Origin of the sequence: Catellatospora paridis (genome assembly GCF_009720365.1) — a bacterium.
In the GTDB taxonomy this organism is placed as follows: domain Bacteria; phylum Actinomycetota; class Actinomycetes; order Mycobacteriales; family Micromonosporaceae; genus Catellatospora; species Catellatospora paridis.
In genome coordinates this window covers 733,350-749,243 of record NZ_ML769312.1, presented here as the reverse complement: position 1 = coordinate 749,243, position 15,894 = coordinate 733,350, and the positions used below count along the sequence as shown (strand labels likewise).

Genomic DNA, 15,894 nt, shown 5'->3' with positions numbered 1-15,894 from the left:
AGCCCGCGGCCGACGGTGTTCCGGCCGCCTGGACCGATCGGCGGGACCGTGCACACCGGCCCACCGGGACGTCAGTCCCTCCGGGCGACCAGGTCGCGGCGCAGCAGCAGGCCGGCGGCCAGCACCGGCAGGCCCAGCAGCAGCCACAGCGGCCGTCCCGCCCACCACGCCCAGGACTCGACCTCGCCGACCCGCTCCACGCTGTAGCCCTCGTTGCCGAGCACGTACGCGTCGATCTGCCGGGCCTGCGAGCGGGGCTCCATCTCCTGGTAGAACAGGGTGAGCCGGCCGCGCTCGTCGCGGCCGCCGGCCCGCCACGTCGCGCCCTCGCAGTAGAAGTCGGCGCGCGGCCCGCGCCGCCAGATGGTCCCGTGGCGGCAGTCGGCGTCCATGACGGCGACCTGGACGCGCTCGCCGTACCGGCCGATGTAGTCGGCGGGCGCGAACTGGCGCATCGCCACCCCGGACACGCCCCAGCTGACGCCGGTCGCACCGGCCGCGATGACCAGCGCCAGCACCACCGCACCGATCCGGCGCGGCCGCAGGGCATCGCGCGGGACGGTGTCGAGCAGCGCGTACCCGAACGCGATCGCCGGGACCGCGATGTTGACCATGGTCAGGCCCACTCCGGCCAGGGAGTTGGTGCACAGCACGAGCACCAGCCCGGCCGCGCCCAATGCTCCGACCAGCATGCCCAGCCCGGCGATCGAGCTGGCGGCGACGTCGGTCGCCGTGTGCTCGTCCTTGGCCCGCCCGGCCGCCGCCCGGCTGTTCTGCTCCGCCATCGCTGTCCCTCCGACGGCAACACTCTAGAGCCGACCGGCCGCCGGGCAAGTCGCGAAGGGACGGTGCGGCCTCAGAGCCATTCGACGCCCTGGCCGTGTGGCATGGTGAAGGCCACCGGCCGGCCGTCGACGGCCAGCGCGAACCGGCCCGGCGGGGCCTCGCGGGGCAGCCGCGCGGCGACCTGCGGGACGACCCGGGGCGCCTCGTTGCTCAGCCACACGGTGCCCGGTCGCTGCCGCGCCAGTTCGGCCATCTGCGTCGCGAACCGGTCCACGCCTGCCGCGTCGAGGTAGGCCAGCACGGCGGTGTGGAACACGACCAGGGTCGCCTCGGCGGGGGCCTGCTCGGCCAGCCGCGCCAGGGACTCGTTGAGGTCGCCGCGGACCAGCAGCGGCGGGTCGGCGGCTGCGATCGCCGCGGCGGCGGTCAGGCGCCGCATCCGCTCGGTGTGCTCGGGCCAGATGAGGCTCTGCAGCCAGCGCACGTCTTCGGGGTCGGTGACGTCGAGCGGGTTCAGGTCGATGCCCGCCCGCCAGACGACCTGCGGCAGCCGGTCCGGCACCGGCGCCGGGCCCTCGACGGAGCATTCCAGCAGGGGCGCGTCGGCCGGGCCGAGCGGCGCGCGGTCACCGTAGCGGTACCGGTAGCGGTCCGGGTACAGGCACAGCCCCGCGGACGCGCCGACCTCGATCAGCGCGAGCGGCTGCGGCAGCGCGGCGAGCACGGGCAGCAGCACCGCGCACCGTGCGGCCTCGTTGGTCTGCGTGCTGCGGGCCAGCATCTGCTCGCGTACGGCGGGCCAGTGCGCGACCAGCCAGTCCCGGAACGCCGGGTAGTCGCCGACCGGCCCGGCGAGCAGCCGGACCGCGCCCAGCAGCAGGTTGGGCTGGCGCTTGGCCAGCGGCAGCGCGCCGACGAGGGCGAGCACCTCGGCGTCGGCGGCGATGCCGAGGCACAGCCGCTCGTAGGACGGTGAGCGCCCGGCCGCCTCCCGCAGCGCGAAGTCGCGGTAGGTGTGGGCCAGTTCCTCATCGGTGCGGGGGATGCCGTGCATGTCGGTACCGTAGGCCGCCCGCCCGGCCGCGCGCATCGTGATCAAGATGACATGCAGGGGGTACGCCGCCGGCGGACGCCCGTGGCGCTGGACGCCGCGAGACTTCGAGAGACGCGGCAGGTGGCGCAGTGTCAGCTGGCGGAGACGGCGGCGGTGGACGAGGAGGCTATGCCGCCGGTGATGGCTGCCATGATGGCCATGTTCATCGCATAGATGACCTTGCCGACGGCCGGTGCCGCCCACTCGCCCTCGGCCAGCTCCATGACGCGGTGGCGCATGTCGTCGTGGTTGACCTCGGGGAAGTAGTGGCGGTCCAGCATCATGGTGTGGCTCAGCGCGAGCAGGCTGACCGTGTCGCGGTCGGGTTCGGCGATCCGGTTGACCAGGCTGCGGATACGGTTCACCAGGTCCTTCTTGAGCGCCTGGTCGACCAGCGGGTAGCGGGGCCGGTGGAAGACGCCGACCACCCGGTGGTCCTCGCGGCGCAGCACGCCCTTCGCGACGAGGTTGTCCACCAGGCGCTGGCGGTGGTGCGGCGACGCCAGGTGGTAGATCCACCAGTCGGGCGCGTGGCCCTTGGCGTCCTCGCCGATCTCCACGAGGGCGGCGTCCTGCGACGGGTCGCCGGTGGGCGTGTGGTCGACGACCTCCACGTGCCCGCGGCGTATCGCGATCCGCCCGGCGTTGGCCAGGCTGAGCAGGACCGCGCCCTCGATGCCGCAGTCGAGATGGTTGATGGGCACCAGCGGCCTGCCGGTCGCGTCGTCATAACTGAGCAGGACCAGCTGCTCGGCCAGCGAGAGCTCCATAGGCCGAGTTTAGGCGCTTTGGCCTCATATGGGATGGCTACCGGGTGCACTAGGCTGCGCCCATGCGCGAGCACCGCTACGAACTCACCGTCGAATGGACCGGCAACGAGGGCACCGGCACCGACAGCTACCGCACCTACCGGCGCACCCACGAGGTCAGCGCCCCCGGCCTGCCGACCCTGCCGGGCTCGTCGGACCCGGCGTTTCGCGGCGAACCCGACCGCTGGAACCCCGAGCAGCTGCTGCTCGCCTCACTGTCACAGTGCCACCTGCTGTGGTATCTGCACCTGTGCGCGGTCAACGGCGTCGTCGTCACCGGCTACACCGACTCCCCGCAGGCCACGATGACCGAGGACGACGGCGGCGGCCGGTTCACCGAGGCCGTGCTGCGGCCCCGGGTCACTGTCGCCGACGCGTCGATGACCGAGCAGGCGCTCGCGCTGCACCACGACGCCCACAAGGCCTGCTTCATCGCCAACTCGGTGAACTTCCCGGTGCGCCACGAGCCGGTGGTCGTGACCCCCGCCCAGGGCTGAGGGGCGTCAGCCGAGCAGGGAGCCGTCGCGCAGCCTGCGTACCCATTGCCGGACCTGGGCCCGCCCGCGCAGCCGGACCACCGCGACCTGCTCGCCGCGCTGCTCCAGCAGGCCCGCCACCCGCCGGCCGGGCTTGCCGTGGGTGCGCCACGCCCAGCGGATCACGTGCTCGGGGTCGGTCAGCAGGGTGTGCAGGGGCGGCTCGGTGTTGCCGTTCCACAACTGCTCACGCCGCCACCGGCGGCGCAGCGTGCGCCCGGTGACCTGCCACATGACCAGGGGCCGCGGGTGGTCCAGCCAGACGACCGTGTCGGCGCGGCCTGCCAGCAGGTCGCCGAGCTTGTCGGTGTACTGCCACTCGGTGACCCAGCTGGGCTGCGCCACGAAATCGGCGACCTCAGCGGCGAACGTGGGCCGCGGCACCCAGTCGGCTCCGTGGTGCAGGGCGTCGAGCTCGACCCTGGGCAGCCCCAGCGCGGCGGCGATGTACGTGCTCAGCGTGGTCTTGCCGGCCCCGGACGTGCCGGCGATCAGGACACGCCGCGGCGCCCACGGCAGCGGATCGACGACGGTCAGCAGCGGCACCGGCCGAGTCTAACCCGCAAGATCCCTCTCCGCGGCCCCGCCATGATCCCGACGATCTTGCGCGAACTGTTGGCGATACGCCCGGAACGAGTGTGTCGTCCCCACCGTTCGCGCAAGATCGTCGGGGGAGTGGGTCAGCGGACCTCGAGGAGGTCGACGACGAAGACGAGGGTGTCGCCGGGCTTGATGACGCCGCCGGCGCCGCGGTTGCCGTAGGCGAGCTTGGCCGGGATGATCAGCTGGCGGCGGCCGCCCACCTTCATGCCGGCTACGCCCAGGTCCCAGCCTTGGATGACGCGGCCGCCGCCGAGCGGGAACGTGAACGGGGAGCCGCGGTTCCAGGAGGCGTCGAACTCCTCGCCGCCGTCGAAGGTCACGCCCACGTAGTGCACGACGACCTGGCGGCCGGGCACGGCCTCGTCGCCGGTGCCGACGGTCAGGTCGGTGATCACCAGGTCGGTCGGGGCCTCGCCCCCGGGGAACTCCACAGTCGGTTTGCTCAAGGTCATAAGGGCCATCCTAGGCGGGGCACGAACGACGCTGTCAGCGCAGCGCCGCGGTCGAGCCGCGGACGACGAGTTCCGGGCGGAACATGTACTCGCTGTGCGGGGCCGCGTAGCCGCCGATCTCGTCGAGCAGGGAGCGCACCGCCGCCTGGGCCATCGCCCGCACCGGCTGGCGCAGCGTGGTCAGCGGCGGGTCGGTGTACGCCATCAGCAGCGAGTCGTCGAACCCGACCACCGACACGTCACCGGGCACGGACAGCCCGTTGGCGCGCACGGCCCGGATCGCGCCGAGCGCCATCAGGTCCGACCCGCACAGCATCGCCGTCACGCCGCGGTCCAGCAGCCGCAGCGCGGCCCCGTGGCCGCCCTCGACGCCGAACGGCGCGATCTCGATCAGCTCCTCGAGGTCGCCGTCGTGCAGCCCGGCCATGGCCGCGACGTAGCCGGCGACCTTGCGCCGGGTCGGGGTGTAACGGCGCGGCCCGCAGACCAGCCCGATGCGCCGGTGCCCGAGCGAGGCCAGGTGCGCGACGGCGAGTTCGGCGGCGCCGTGCTCGTCGCACGACACGAACGGCGCGGCCACCCCCGGCAGGAACCCGTTGACCAGCACGAACGGCACGCCGTCGGTGGTCAGCCGGTGGTAGCGCGCCGGGTCGCCGTCAGCGGCGGCGTGCAGGCCCGACATGAACACGATCCCGGCGACGTCGCGCTCGCGCATCATGTCGACGTACTCGTCCTCGCTGACCGTGCCCGGGGTCTGCGTGCACAGCATCGACGTGTAGCCCTGCTGCGCCAGCGTCGACTCGGCGATCTGCGCGAACGCCGGGAAGATCGGGTTGTCCAGCTCGGGCAGGATCAGCCCGACCAGCCCCGCGCCGGTGCGGTGCAGGTGGCCGGGCCGCTCGTAGCCGAGCACGTCCAGCGCGGTGAGCACGGCCTGGCGCGTGCTGGCCGACGCGCCCGGCCGGTCGTTGAGCACCCGCGACACGGTCGCTTGGCTGACCTGCGCCTGCGCGGCGATGTCGGCCAGGCGCGCCCGTGTCTGCGTACCCACCTCAGCCCTTCGTTCCGCCGGCGGTCAGGCCGGACACCAGGTGGCGCTGGGCATAGAGGAAGACCAGCCCGGCGGGCACGGTGACCAGCACCGCCGCGGCGGTCAGGTACTCCCACTGGGCGTTGAACTGCGGCACGAACTGCTGCATGCCGTAGGCGAGGGTGAACCGATCGTCGGTCTGGATGAACGCCGACGCGTACGCCACCTCGCCCCACGCGGTCAGGAACGTGTAGAACGCGGTCACCGCGATACCCGGCCGGGCCAGCGGCATGATGACCCGCCAGAACGTCTGGAACGGCCCGCACCCGTCGATCGAGGCGGCCTCGTCCAGCGACGTCGGGATCGAGTCGAAGTAGCCCTTGAGCATCCACGAGCAGAACGGCACCGCGATGGTCAGGTAGGCGATGACCAGCGACGCATGAGTGTTGATCAGCCCCAGCGTGGCCATGATCTTGTAGATCGGCACGATCAGCACGGCGACCGGGAACATCTGCGTCACCAGGAACACCATCATCAGCTTGCGCCGGCCCGGGAAGTTGAACCGCGACAGCGCGTACCCGGTGGTCGCCGACATCAGGATGCCGATCGCCATCGTGCACAGCGCGATGATCACCGAGTTGAGCATCCAGGTGGGGAAGTTCGTCTCGAACAGCACGTAGGAGTAGTTGCCCAGGGTCGGTTCCTTGACCAGCGTCAGCTCGCTGCTCTGCACCCACTGCTTGGGCTTGAACGACGACAGCACCACCCACACGATCGGGAACACCGCGATCAGCGACGCGCCGATCAGCGTGGCGTGCAGGCCGAGCGAGGCCAGCGGACTGCGCTTGGCCCGGCTCTGCTTGTTGACCTGCGGGGTGTGGGTGGATTGCCCGGCCGTCGTGCCGGGGGCCATGGTCATCGTCATGTCACCACACCTCGCCTTGCTTGCGCAGCGCCCGCCGGTAGAACACGGAGAAGACGAGCAGGATGGACAGGATCAGCACGCCGTATGTCGAGGACAGCGAGTAGTTGCGGATGCCCTCGAACGCCGACCGGAACGCGCCGGTCACCAGGATCTCGGTCTGCCCGGCGGGTTCGCCGCCGGTGACCAGGAAGATGATCGGGAACATGTTGAACGTCCAGATGAAGCCCAGCAGCAGCACCGTCATGCTGACCGAGCGCAGGCCGGGCAGCGTGATGTTGACGAAGCGCTGCCACGGGGTCGCGCCGTCGATCTCGGCCGCCTCGTACTGCTCGCCGGGGATGGTCTGCATCCCGCCGAGCAGCGTCACCATCATGAACGGCACGCCCAGCCAGATGTTGGCGATGATGGCGGTGAGCAGCGCGGTCTTCCAGTCGGCGAACCACTCGACGCGGTCCAGGCCGACGGACTCGAACAGCGAGTTGATCAGACCGAACTGCTCGTTGAACATGAACCGCCAGGCGAACGCGGACACGAACGCGGGCACCGCCCACGGCAGGATCAGCAGCACCCGGTAGATCCCGCGGCCGCGCATCGGCCGGTTGAGCAGCACGGCCAGGCCCAGACCCAGCCCGTAGTGGAACACCACGCAGGTCACGGTCCACAGCAGCGTCACGCCGAACTGCTGCCAGAATTCGCCGACCTTGCCGGTGAGGATGTTGACGTAGTTGTCGACGCCGACGATCTCCCACGCGTTCGGGTTCGGCTTGCACACCTCGGTGCCGGTGATCGACTTACTGCAGATCTCGGCGAGCTGGTTGGCCTCGGTGAGGTTCGTGAACGACAGCAGGATGCCGCGACCGAGCGGGTAGAAGATCAGGACGCCGAGCACGAGCACGACCGGGGCGACCATCGCCCACGCGTACCAGTGCTTGTCCCAGCTGCGGCGAAGCCGGCCGGGTCGTCGGGTCTCACGCGGCGGGGGACTGGTCCGGGCCGGCGTGGCGGTGTCTGTGCTCACGGGCGTGCTCCGAGTGGGGTGAAAGAGGGGCGCAGGGGAAGGCCCTGAGGCCGGTCCCGTGCGGGGACCGGCCTCAGGTGAGGGTCAGGACGCCGTGTAGGCGGTGACGACCTCGGTCTTGTACTTGTTGGCGACCCCGTCGAGGGAGGTCTTCGGGTCCTTGCCCTGGACCAGGACCTCGGTGGCCATCGTGTCGAGCGGGCCGAAGAACTGGCCACCCTCGGGGATCCACGGGCGGGCCACGGCGGAGGACACGACCGGCTGGAACGCCGCGATGATCGCGTTGTTCTTCACCTTGTCGATGTCGTAGGCCGACTTGCGGGTCGGCAGCACGCCCAGCTTGTCGGCCAGGACCGCCTGCGACTGCGCGGAGGACATGAACTTCACGAACGCGATGGCCGCGGCGGCCTTGTCCTGCGCCATGCCGGAGTACAGCACGTAGTTGTGGCCACCCACGGGCGCGCCGGCCTTGGCCGAACCTGCCGGGACCGCGGCGACGCCGAGGTTGTCGATGCCACCGAAGGTCGGCGCGTTGCGGAGGTTGTTGACCTCCCACGGGCCGTTGATGATCATGGCGACCTTCTGCTCCTTGAACAGGGTCATCATGGTGCCGTAGGAGTCGTTGGCCGGCGGCTTGACCGCAGCGCCCGACTTGACCAGGTCAGCGGCCACCGCGATGCCCGCGACGTTGGCCGCGGAGTTCACGGTGATCTTCTTGGCTGCGGTGTCGACCAGGTCGCCGCCCTCGCCGTAGATGAACGGCAGCAGGAAGTAGCCACCGGCGTTGATGAACAGGCCGTCCTTGCCGGTCTTGGCCTTGATCGCGGCGGCGGCGGTCTTCACGTCGGCCCAGGTCTTCGGGGCCTGCGCGATACCCGCGTCGGTGAAGATCTTCTTGTTGTACATGAGCGCGAGCGAGTCGGTGACCTGCGGCACGCCGTAGGTCTTGCCGTCGAACTTGTTCGCCGACATGGGGGTGGCGAAGTAGTCCGACTCGTCGGCGAGCAGCTCGCTGCCGTCGAGGTTGTACAGGTAGCCCAGGGACGCGAACTCCGGCACCCACGCCACCTCGGCGCGCAGGATGTCCGGGGCGCCGGACTTGGCCGCGGCGGCGGTCTTGAACTTGTTCTGCGCCTCGCCGAACGGGACCGACTGGTAGTTGATCTTCACGTTCGGGTAGGTCTTGTTGAACTCGGTGATGAGCTCCTTGAACGCCGGGCCCTCGTTGGCGGGGTCCGACGTGTCCCACCACGTCAGCTCGGCAGACAGAGCTGCAGGGTCGGTCTTGGTGGGTGCCTCGGTCGCGTCGTTGCCACAGGCCGTCACCGCGAGTGCGATGGCAGCGGAGGCAAGAACGGCGATCCCTCTGGCGGTGCGACGCATTATTCGCTCCTCGGGGGTTTGCCTGTCCTTCCAGCGCGCGACGTTAGCAAGAAGTTTCTGATTCAGAAAGTCCTTGCGCCTTTTCCTGCAACGCCGTTACCAAATGGCGTCCACAAACCCGGCAAACCATGACGATGCGCATGCGTGACGGCGTTCACAGCCTCGTGATCTACTGAAATCAATTGGCAGACCTTGCTAACAGTTTCAGCAGCTCGTGGAAACCCGGTGTCGGCAGGCCCGCCGAAGGTGACACAGTGCACCCATGCGCGACCCCGGCCACGACGACCTCCGGCAGGCCCTGCAAGCCCTGCAAGCCGCCCTCGCCCCGCACACCGCGGCCGACTGGGACGCCCCGGCCGGCACCCTCGACTGGACCTGCCGCGACACCGCCGCGCACATCGCCCACGACCTCACCGCCTACGCCGGCCAGCTCGCCGCCGCGCCCGACGACGCGTACCTGCCCTGCGACCTCACCGTGCGGCCCGAGGCCACCACCACGCAGCTCCTGCAGATCATCACGGCCGCGGGCGGGCTGCTGGCCACCGCGCTCGCCGCCGCCGACCCCGGCCTGCGCGCCTGGCACTGGGGACCCTGCGACCCCAGCGGCTTCGCCGCCATGGGCATCGCCGAGACACTGCTGCACACCCACGACATCACCCGCGCCCTGGACCCCGCCTGGCGGCCGCCCGCCGACCTGGCCGCGCTGATCCTGCACCGGCTGTTCCCCGACGGCCCCGACGGCGAACCCGCCGCCGTGCTGCTCTGGTGCACCGGCCGCGGCGACCTGCCCGGCCGTGCCCGCCGCACCGAGTGGACCTGGCGCGCCGCCCGTGCCTGAGTCTGACGCTGGAAGAACTTGCATGAACTTCCCCACAGGCCGGTGACGGCCGCCACGCCCACGCCCTAGGGTCGCCCCATGGGTGCCGAAGACGTCAAGGCGCTGCTGCGCGAGCGCGGTGCGGCGACCATCGACCATCCCGGTGGAACCCTCTACACCCACCTGGTACGCGTGCACGACCGGCTCGCCGCGCACGGCCTGCCCGAGTCCACGGCGCTGGCCGGGCTGGCCCACGCCGCGTACGGCACCGACGGCTTCGACACGGTGCTGTTGACCCTCGACGAGCGAGACCTGCTGCGCGCCGCCGCCGGGCCCGACGCCGAACGCATCGTGCACCGCTACGCCGCGACCCTGCGCAAGGCGACCTGGCGGCCGCTGGCGCAGACCCGGCAGCTGCACAACCGCTTCGACGGCACGGTCGAGACCCTCACCGCCGCCGAACTGCGCCCACTGGTCGACCTGAGCATCGTCAACGAGCTCGACCTGTGCGAGCAGGCCCCCGACGTCGCCGCCCGCTACGGCGACTACTTCCGCGGCCTGTTCGGCTCGTGGGCCGAGCTCGCCTCCCCGCAGGTCGCCGCCGACGCCCGGCGGACCCTGGGCGGCTGACCCGGCGTGCCCGGCCCTGCCAGGCGGCGAAAGTCTCTCGGACGGACGCCAACCGTCGCGGGCACACGCGTCGTCTAGGAAGGTCGACACCGGCGTACCGGCAGGCGGGGGAGGAACGGCCAGGGTGGACGACGACGGCTTCGACGATTACGTGCAGGCCCGGCTGGGCAAGTGGTCACGGGTGGCGTACCTGCTCGCCGGCGACCACCACGCGGCCGAGGACCTGCTGCAGAACGCGCTGTTCAAACTGGCCCTGCAGTGGCGCAAGGCGCGCATCGACGCGCCCGACGCGTACATCCGCAAGATCCTCTACCACGAGCACGTGTCCCGCTGGCGGCGTAGCCACCACCTACGCAGCGAGTACCTCACCGACCGGATGCCCGAACCCGCCACCGGCCGGGACATGGCCGCCGACACGATCCGGCGGGTGCTGCTGCACCAGGCCCTGGAGAAACTCACCCGCAAGCAGCGCGCCGTCATCGTGCTGCGCTTCTTCGAGGACCTGTCCGAACCCGACGCCGCCGCGGCCCTCGGCGTGTCGATCGGCACCGTCAAGAGCCAGACGTCACGTGCCCTGGCCCGGCTGCGCGAGGTCGCACCCGAACTGCACGTGCTGGTCAAGGAGACCCGGGAGGTGCCGGCATGACGGACCTGAAGGAACTGCTGGACGGCCTCGCCGACGAGGCGCCCCGCTACGACGTGCTCGCCCGGGTACACGACCGCAAACGCCGACGCGTACGCACCCGCCGCCTGGCCGGCGTAGGCGCCGTGGCCGTGCTCGCCGTCGCCGGAGTGCAGGTGCTCGGCTTGCCGCACCTCGCTCCGTCCGCGGACCACACCGGCGGGCTCCCGAACAGACTGGGCGGGTGCGAGGCACAGCGCCTGCCCGTGCCCGGCGGTGCCACCCACGGCAGCATGGTCACGGCCGGTGACCCGACGGGCCGCCACCTCGCCGGCAAGAAACTCGGCGACCATGGCCACGACCGGCTGCTGATCTGGGACGACGGCCTGCCCCGCGAAGTCGCCGTCGACGGCGAGGTCCCGTTCTTCAACGACATCACCACCAGCGGTGTCGCCGTGGCCACCAGCATCATCGGTGATCGGTTGGCCTCCTGGATCTACCGCGACGGCGCGTTGGTCCGGCTGCCGGGCACGAACGCCAGGGCGCAGGTCGTCAACGACTCCGGTGCCGTGGCGGGAACCCAGGACGAGCGGCCAGTGGTGTGGCGCGACCCGGCACAGCCGCCGACCGCGCTGGCGATCCCCGCGGGCGCCACCGGTTTCGTAGCCGACATCGGCCCCGACGGCACGGTCGCGGGCGGCATCACCGACGCGCGGGGCTCACACCCGTACCAGTGGCGGCCCGACGGCACCGGCGAGGAACTCCAGATGCCTGACGTGCTCGCAGGTCAGAAGATCGTGGGGATCCGGGTGAGCGTGCTGTCCGGCGACTGGATCATCGGCGGAGTCGTGGCCGAGGTCGAGGGCCGCACCACCGTGCTGGGTGTGCGGTGGAGCCGCACGACGGGCCAGAGCTCCTGGTGGCACAGCCCGGAGCTGCCGCACGTGTACGGCGGCGGCGGCGTGGGAGCGGGCACCCTCGAGTCCGACGACGGCCCGCGCCCCGAACCCGGCGAACGCGAGTACGCACAGAGCAGCAACGCCTTCCGGGTCTCCGGCGACGGCAGCACGCGAATGCTGCCGACGGCATCCGGGGCCGTCCTGGTACGCGGCCAACCGGCCGCCGGCTTCAGCGCCATCAGCGATGACGGCACCGTCATCGCGGGGCACCAGATGTTCGCGCGCCCGGGCAGCCAGGACCTGATCCCCGGCGCGGTGCGCTGGCTCTGCCGCTGAACCCGGGTCCGGCTGAGGACCGCTGCCTCAGCCGGACCCGGCCCGGGTCACGGACGGCCGCGGTGGTGCTCCCACTCGTGCGACAGGATCGACATCACCGTCGCGTCGACCCAGCCGTCGCCGTCGCGCAGCACGTCACGCAGCACACCCTCGGCGACGAAACCGACCTTCTCGTACGCCCGGCGCGCCCGCGGATTGAACGCGAACACCTCCAACTCGACCCGGTGCAGGCCCAGCCGCTCGAAGCCGTACCCGACGAACAGCCGGATCGCCTCCGTGCCCAGCCCCCGGTCCCGCCCGGCCGCGCCGAGCAGCACCCGGAAGTTGCAGCTGCGGTTGCCCGCACTCCACTCGTTGAACACCACCTCACCGACGCACACGTCCGTCGCCCGGTCCACCACCGCCAGGTCCAGCCGGTCCGGCTGCGCGTTGCGGGTGCCGTACCAGCGGCGCAGGATCTTCTCCTGCTCGGCCTCGTCCTGCTCGCCGGCGCCGCTGCCGGTCAGCCGGATCACCTCCGGGTCGCGCAGCGCGGCCCGGATGCCGTCCAGGTCCGCGTCGGCGAACGGGCGCAGCACCACCTTGTCGCCGGTGAGGGTCGGCTTGACGGTGAAGTCGGCGGTCTGTCGGTCGATCATCCCGCGATGATGGCGAGCCGCGGCCCGCCGCGCAAACGGTAGAACCGTTCCCGCCCCCGGCAGAACCCGCTCAGCGCGGCTCCTGAAACCAGCGCTGCTCCCGCCACCAGCGCGCCTCACCACTCACGGTCACCACCACGCCGTCGCGGCCCTCGGCCACGTGCAGGCACAGCCACCCGTAGTCGAACCCGAGCCCGGTGAGCAGCCCCGTCACCGGCCGGCACTCCTGCGACCAGCCGTGCTCGCGCAGCACCGCCCGCACCCGCTCGACGTCACGCTCACGCAGCCGCACGTCACGCCAGCACACCGCACTGTTCTCGGTGCAGTCGACGACCCCCGGGGCGCTGATGAACAGCGGCGACAGCAGGGGTGCAGCGTCGGTTGCGGCCGGACGCGAATTCTCGCCGCCCATGCCCTGGGTGAACCATCCGCAACCGCCCACCACCAGCGCCACCGCGCCGACCGCCACCAGCGACTCGAACCGTCGGCCCCGGACACTGCGCCCCACCACCATCAGCACCACCGGCGCACAGACGGCACCGGCCGTGTACGGCAGCAGCCAGTCCACCACCGGCGCCGACGGCCCCCGGCTCGACCACACCTGCGACGCCACGATCACGCACACCAGCAGCACGAACTGCAGCCCGACGGTGATCACAGCCACTCGGGGCGTCGCCGCCACCGCCACGACCGCGAGCATCGGCGCGAGCACCACCAGCACCACCGCCGCCGCCAGCCAGCGCTCGTCCAGCGCCCACCGGTCCACGAACCCGACCAGCACCACCCCGGCCGCCGCCGCACACGCCGCCCGCCCGCGCCAACCGCGCACGCCGAACCCGCGCCACCGCATGTCCACCTCCCCGCCGAGGCGAGACGCTATCGGAACACGGGACCGCCCGTGGGGCGGCGCAAGTCCAGCCCGACCGGATGAGGCATGCTGGAGGGCGAGTTTTGCGACTGGCGGCACGAGGATGGGAACGACCATCGGGGAGCGAAGCCGCGGAAGCCGACCGCCTGGGCGACCGCGTGGAGGAGCCGCATGTCCGCGCCCGCGACCACCACCGCCCGCCTGCTGCCCGGCAAACCCGTCGCCGACGAGGTCCTCGCCGACGTCGCCACGCGCTCCGCCGCGCTGGCGCAGCGTGGCATCACCCCCAGCCTGGCGACCCTGCTCGTCGGCGACGACGACGCCAGCGCCGGCTACATCCGCATCAAGCAGCAGCAGGCCGCCGCGCTGGGCTTCGCGTCCCCGCACGAGCACCTGCCCGCCTCCGCCACCCAGGCCGACGTGCACCGCGTCATCACCGCCTGGAACGACGACCCGGCCGTGCACGGCATGCTCGTGCAGTACCCGATCCCCGGCCACCTCGACTACAACGCCGCCCTGCAGGCCATGGACCCCGACAAGGACGTCGACGGCATGCACCCCATGAACATGGGCCGCCTCGCCCTCGGCATCCCCGGCCCGCTGCCGTGCACCCCCGCCGGCATCGAAGCGCTGCTCGCCCACTACGACATCGGCGTCGCGGGCCGCGAGGTCGTCATCCTCGGCCGCGGCGCGACCCTCGGCCGGCCCCTGGCGATGCTGCTGGCGCAGAAGCGCCCCACCGCCGACGCCGCCGTCACCGTCGTGCACACCGGCGTGAAGGACTGGCCCCGCTACACCCGCCGCGCCGACATCCTCATCGCCGCCGCCGGCGTGCCCGGCATCATCCAGCCCGAACACGTCAAGCCCGGCGCCGTCGTCGTCGGCGGCGGCGTGCGTTACGAAGGGCGCCGCATCCTGCCCGACGTCGACGAAGCCTGCGCCGCCGTCGCCGGGGCGATCACCCCGCGCGTCGGCGGCGTCGGCCCCACCACCGTCGCGATGCTGTTCCGCAACGTCGTCGCCGCCGCCGAACGCGCCAACCCGTGACCCACGCGAGGGCCGCGGTCGCCACACTGCACCGGTACCCGGTCAAGTCCCTGCTCGGCGAGCAGCTCGACAGCGCCGACGTGACCGAGACCGGGCTGGCCGGCGACCGCGCCCTCGCCCTGCTCGACACCACCACCGGCCGCGTCGCCAGCGCCAAACACCCCCGGCTCTGGCAGCGGCTGCTCACCCTCACCGCCGCCACCGACGCCCACGGCGTACGCATCACCGGCCCCGGCACCGACGTGCACAGCACCGACCCGGCCGCCGCCAAGACCCTGTCGGCACTGCTCCGCCGCGACGTCGAACTCACCGACACCCCACCCGAACAGGCACGACTCGACCGCGCCGACCCCGACGCCGTGCTACGCGACGGCATCACCGCGGCGCTGCCGCTGGTCACCAGCACCATCGGCGGCGCAGCGCCGGGCACGTTCTTCGACTTCGCGCCCGTACACCTGCTCACCACCGCGACCCTGCGCCGCATCACCGCCCTGCACCCCGCGGGCACCGCCGACGCCCGCCGCTACCGGCCCAACATCGTCGTCGACACCCCCGGCGACGGCTTCACCGAAGACGACTGGATCGGCCGCGAGCTGCGCATCGGCGACGACCTCGTACTGCGCGTCATCGTCGCCACCCCGCGCTGCGCGATCCCCACCCTCGCCCACGGCGACCTGCCCCGCGACCCCGACGCCCTGCGGGTGCTCGCCCAGCACCACCGCATCGTCCCGCTGCCCGCCCTCGGCCCCCAACCGTGCGCCGGCGTCTACGCCCAGATCCTGCACCCCGGCCGCATCCGACCCGGCGACCCGGTCCGCGACGCCTAACGCGCCACCTGTTGCAACAGGCCGTGCACGAACATCAGCCGGTACGGCACACCGCCCGGCCCCGGCACATCAACCCCCCACCGCGCCGGCACCTGCGGATCACGCTGCCGCGCCCCCGGGAACCTGGCCAGCACATCACCCACCACACACGACCACGGCGCCAACCCCTGCACCGCACCCAGCTCCGGCACAGGGGAGTCCGCCGCCCGCACCAGCCACCCGTGCAGCACGAAATCCTCCGTGCCCACCAGCGCCTCCCAGCGCAGCTCCGGCCACAACCCCGGCAGCCGCCACAGATGCGCCGTCAACACCGCATCGCCGTACGGCACCTCCCGCCGCTCATCGGCCGGACCCAGCACCGCCTCGTACAACACCAGGCCCTTCGGCGCAGACCTCGACCGCAGCATCGTCTGCCACCGGTTGTGCGCCCCCATGTACTGCGCATGCGAGACCGACAGCTCCGCGCACGCCGCCTCCACCAGCTCCGGCTGGAAGTCGAACATGCGCCGCAGCAGCATCAGCTGGAACTCCCGCCGCGCGAACCCCTTCACGCCGCGAGCGTAGGGCAGCGGCAC

The 15,894-nt window shown here is 71.8% G+C and carries 19 protein-coding genes and 1 riboswitch; of the genes, 7 read left to right on the top strand and 12 right to left on the bottom strand.

Going from position 1 to position 15,894, the window contains the following annotated elements:
- Positions 1-71: 71 nt before the first annotated feature.
- From F9C41_RS03345 to F9C41_RS03335, 3 genes are all read right to left on the bottom strand, one after another.
- The gene (locus F9C41_RS03345) at positions 72-785 is read right to left on the bottom strand and encodes a hypothetical protein (RefSeq protein WP_155385052.1); all 714 of its coding nucleotides are present in this window, start codon (positions 783-785) and stop codon (positions 72-74) included.
- Positions 786-856: 71 nt separating this feature from the next.
- On the bottom strand, positions 857-1,840 hold the full coding sequence (locus F9C41_RS03340) for a DUF2332 domain-containing protein (protein ID WP_155385051.1): 984 nt from the start codon (positions 1,838-1,840) through the stop codon (positions 857-859).
- Between the two features lie 131 nt (positions 1,841-1,971).
- Positions 1,972-2,649: a GOLPH3/VPS74 family protein gene (locus tag F9C41_RS03335; protein ID WP_155385050.1), complete on the bottom strand. Its 678-nt coding sequence runs from the start codon at positions 2,647-2,649 to the stop codon at positions 1,972-1,974.
- A 62-nt stretch (positions 2,650-2,711) separates the two neighbouring features.
- On the opposite strand from F9C41_RS03335, the gene F9C41_RS03330 reads away from it, so the two are divergent.
- On the top strand, positions 2,712-3,185 hold the full coding sequence (locus tag F9C41_RS03330) for an OsmC family protein (RefSeq protein ID WP_155385049.1): 474 nt from the start codon (positions 2,712-2,714) through the stop codon (positions 3,183-3,185).
- 6 nt (positions 3,186-3,191) lie between these two features.
- On the opposite strand, the gene F9C41_RS03325 is transcribed toward F9C41_RS03330, so the two are convergent.
- The 6 genes from F9C41_RS03325 to F9C41_RS03300 form a co-directional block, all read right to left on the bottom strand.
- Complete coding sequence (locus F9C41_RS03325) at positions 3,192-3,770, bottom strand: P-loop NTPase family protein (protein WP_155385048.1); 579 nt, start codon at positions 3,768-3,770, stop codon at positions 3,192-3,194.
- Between the two features lie 134 nt (positions 3,771-3,904).
- Complete coding sequence (locus tag F9C41_RS03320) at positions 3,905-4,279, bottom strand: FKBP-type peptidyl-prolyl cis-trans isomerase (RefSeq protein WP_196279602.1); 375 nt, start codon at positions 4,277-4,279, stop codon at positions 3,905-3,907.
- A 34-nt stretch (positions 4,280-4,313) separates the two neighbouring features.
- Positions 4,314-5,330, bottom strand: a complete 1,017-nt coding sequence (locus F9C41_RS03315; RefSeq protein ID WP_155385046.1) for a LacI family DNA-binding transcriptional regulator — start codon at positions 5,328-5,330, stop codon at positions 4,314-4,316.
- A 1-nt stretch (position 5,331) separates the two neighbouring features.
- A complete protein-coding gene (locus F9C41_RS03310; protein WP_230689317.1) occupies positions 5,332-6,222 on the bottom strand; it encodes a sugar ABC transporter permease in 891 nt (296 codons plus the stop codon).
- A 13-nt stretch (positions 6,223-6,235) separates the two neighbouring features.
- Positions 6,236-7,252, bottom strand: coding sequence for a carbohydrate ABC transporter permease (locus F9C41_RS03305; protein ID WP_155385045.1), 1,017 nt, complete (start codon positions 7,250-7,252; stop codon positions 6,236-6,238).
- An 84-nt stretch (positions 7,253-7,336) separates the two neighbouring features.
- The gene (locus F9C41_RS03300; RefSeq protein ID WP_155385044.1) at positions 7,337-8,635 is read right to left on the bottom strand and encodes an extracellular solute-binding protein; all 1,299 of its coding nucleotides are present in this window, start codon (positions 8,633-8,635) and stop codon (positions 7,337-7,339) included.
- A 262-nt stretch (positions 8,636-8,897) separates the two neighbouring features.
- Here F9C41_RS03300 and F9C41_RS03295 point away from each other — a divergent pair, with 262 nt between their 5' ends.
- From F9C41_RS03295 to F9C41_RS03280, 4 genes are all read left to right on the top strand, one after another.
- Positions 8,898-9,473: a maleylpyruvate isomerase N-terminal domain-containing protein gene (locus F9C41_RS03295; protein WP_155385043.1), complete on the top strand. Its 576-nt coding sequence runs from the start codon at positions 8,898-8,900 to the stop codon at positions 9,471-9,473.
- A gap of 78 nt (positions 9,474-9,551) precedes the next feature.
- The gene (locus tag F9C41_RS03290) at positions 9,552-10,082 is read left to right on the top strand and encodes a DUF6817 domain-containing protein (RefSeq protein ID WP_155385042.1); all 531 of its coding nucleotides are present in this window, start codon (positions 9,552-9,554) and stop codon (positions 10,080-10,082) included.
- Between the two features lie 124 nt (positions 10,083-10,206).
- Positions 10,207-10,728 carry a SigE family RNA polymerase sigma factor gene (locus F9C41_RS03285; RefSeq protein ID WP_155385041.1) on the top strand — a complete coding sequence of 174 codons (522 nt, stop codon included), beginning with the start codon at positions 10,207-10,209 and terminating at the stop codon, positions 10,726-10,728.
- Complete coding sequence (locus tag F9C41_RS03280; protein ID WP_155385040.1) at positions 10,725-11,939, top strand: hypothetical protein; 1,215 nt, start codon at positions 10,725-10,727, stop codon at positions 11,937-11,939. The genes F9C41_RS03285 and F9C41_RS03280 overlap by 4 nt, the downstream gene beginning before the upstream one ends.
- 47 nt (positions 11,940-11,986) lie before the next feature.
- On the opposite strand, the gene F9C41_RS03275 is transcribed toward F9C41_RS03280, so the two are convergent.
- Together F9C41_RS03275 and F9C41_RS03270 are read right to left on the bottom strand one after the other, a co-directional pair.
- Complete coding sequence (locus F9C41_RS03275) at positions 11,987-12,577, bottom strand: GNAT family N-acetyltransferase (RefSeq protein WP_155385039.1); 591 nt, start codon at positions 12,575-12,577, stop codon at positions 11,987-11,989.
- A 70-nt stretch (positions 12,578-12,647) separates the two neighbouring features.
- Positions 12,648-13,427 carry a hypothetical protein gene (locus F9C41_RS03270; RefSeq protein ID WP_155385038.1) on the bottom strand — a complete coding sequence of 260 codons (780 nt, stop codon included), beginning with the start codon at positions 13,425-13,427 and terminating at the stop codon, positions 12,648-12,650.
- A 93-nt stretch (positions 13,428-13,520) separates the two neighbouring features.
- A riboswitch (ZMP/ZTP riboswitch) is annotated at positions 13,521-13,604 on the top strand.
- Between the two features lie 12 nt (positions 13,605-13,616).
- On the opposite strand from F9C41_RS03270, the gene F9C41_RS03265 reads away from it, so the two are divergent.
- Positions 13,617-14,492, top strand: a complete 876-nt coding sequence (locus F9C41_RS03265) for a bifunctional 5,10-methylenetetrahydrofolate dehydrogenase/5,10-methenyltetrahydrofolate cyclohydrolase (RefSeq protein ID WP_155385037.1) — start codon at positions 13,617-13,619, stop codon at positions 14,490-14,492.
- Positions 14,489-15,319 carry an MOSC domain-containing protein gene (locus F9C41_RS03260; RefSeq protein ID WP_230689256.1) on the top strand — a complete coding sequence of 277 codons (831 nt, stop codon included), beginning with the start codon at positions 14,489-14,491 and terminating at the stop codon, positions 15,317-15,319. Before F9C41_RS03265 ends, F9C41_RS03260 begins: the two co-directional genes overlap by 4 nt.
- Here the strand turns inward: F9C41_RS03260 and F9C41_RS03255 are convergent.
- Positions 15,316-15,870, bottom strand: a complete 555-nt coding sequence (locus F9C41_RS03255) for a hypothetical protein (protein WP_155385036.1) — start codon at positions 15,868-15,870, stop codon at positions 15,316-15,318. The genes F9C41_RS03260 and F9C41_RS03255 overlap by 4 nt on opposite strands.
- Positions 15,871-15,894: the final 24 nt, after the last annotated feature.

Coding starts and splice junctions, on each gene's coding strand:
- F9C41_RS03270 (WP_155385038.1), bottom strand. CDS start 13,427: ATGCGGTGGCGCGGGTTCGGCGTGCGCGGTTGGCGCGGGCGGGCGGCG.
- F9C41_RS03330 (WP_155385049.1), top strand. CDS start 2,712: ATGCGCGAGCACCGCTACGAACTCACCGTCGAATGGACCGGCAACGAG.
- F9C41_RS03290 (WP_155385042.1), top strand. CDS start 9,552: ATGGGTGCCGAAGACGTCAAGGCGCTGCTGCGCGAGCGCGGTGCGGCG.
- F9C41_RS03300 (WP_155385044.1), bottom strand. CDS start 8,635: ATGCGTCGCACCGCCAGAGGGATCGCCGTTCTTGCCTCCGCTGCCATC.
- F9C41_RS03320 (WP_196279602.1), bottom strand. CDS start 4,279: ATGACCTTGAGCAAACCGACTGTGGAGTTCCCCGGGGGCGAGGCCCCG.
- F9C41_RS03335 (WP_155385050.1), bottom strand. CDS start 2,649: ATGGAGCTCTCGCTGGCCGAGCAGCTGGTCCTGCTCAGTTATGACGAC.
- F9C41_RS03295 (WP_155385043.1), top strand. CDS start 8,898: ATGCGCGACCCCGGCCACGACGACCTCCGGCAGGCCCTGCAAGCCCTG.
- F9C41_RS03275 (WP_155385039.1), bottom strand. CDS start 12,577: ATGATCGACCGACAGACCGCCGACTTCACCGTCAAGCCGACCCTCACC.
- F9C41_RS03345 (WP_155385052.1), bottom strand. CDS start 785: ATGGCGGAGCAGAACAGCCGGGCGGCGGCCGGGCGGGCCAAGGACGAG.
- F9C41_RS03280 (WP_155385040.1), top strand. CDS start 10,725: ATGACGGACCTGAAGGAACTGCTGGACGGCCTCGCCGACGAGGCGCCC.
- F9C41_RS03310 (WP_230689317.1), bottom strand. CDS start 6,222: ATGGCCCCCGGCACGACGGCCGGGCAATCCACCCACACCCCGCAGGTC.
- F9C41_RS03340 (WP_155385051.1), bottom strand. CDS start 1,840: ATGCACGGCATCCCCCGCACCGATGAGGAACTGGCCCACACCTACCGC.
- F9C41_RS03265 (WP_155385037.1), top strand. CDS start 13,617: ATGTCCGCGCCCGCGACCACCACCGCCCGCCTGCTGCCCGGCAAACCC.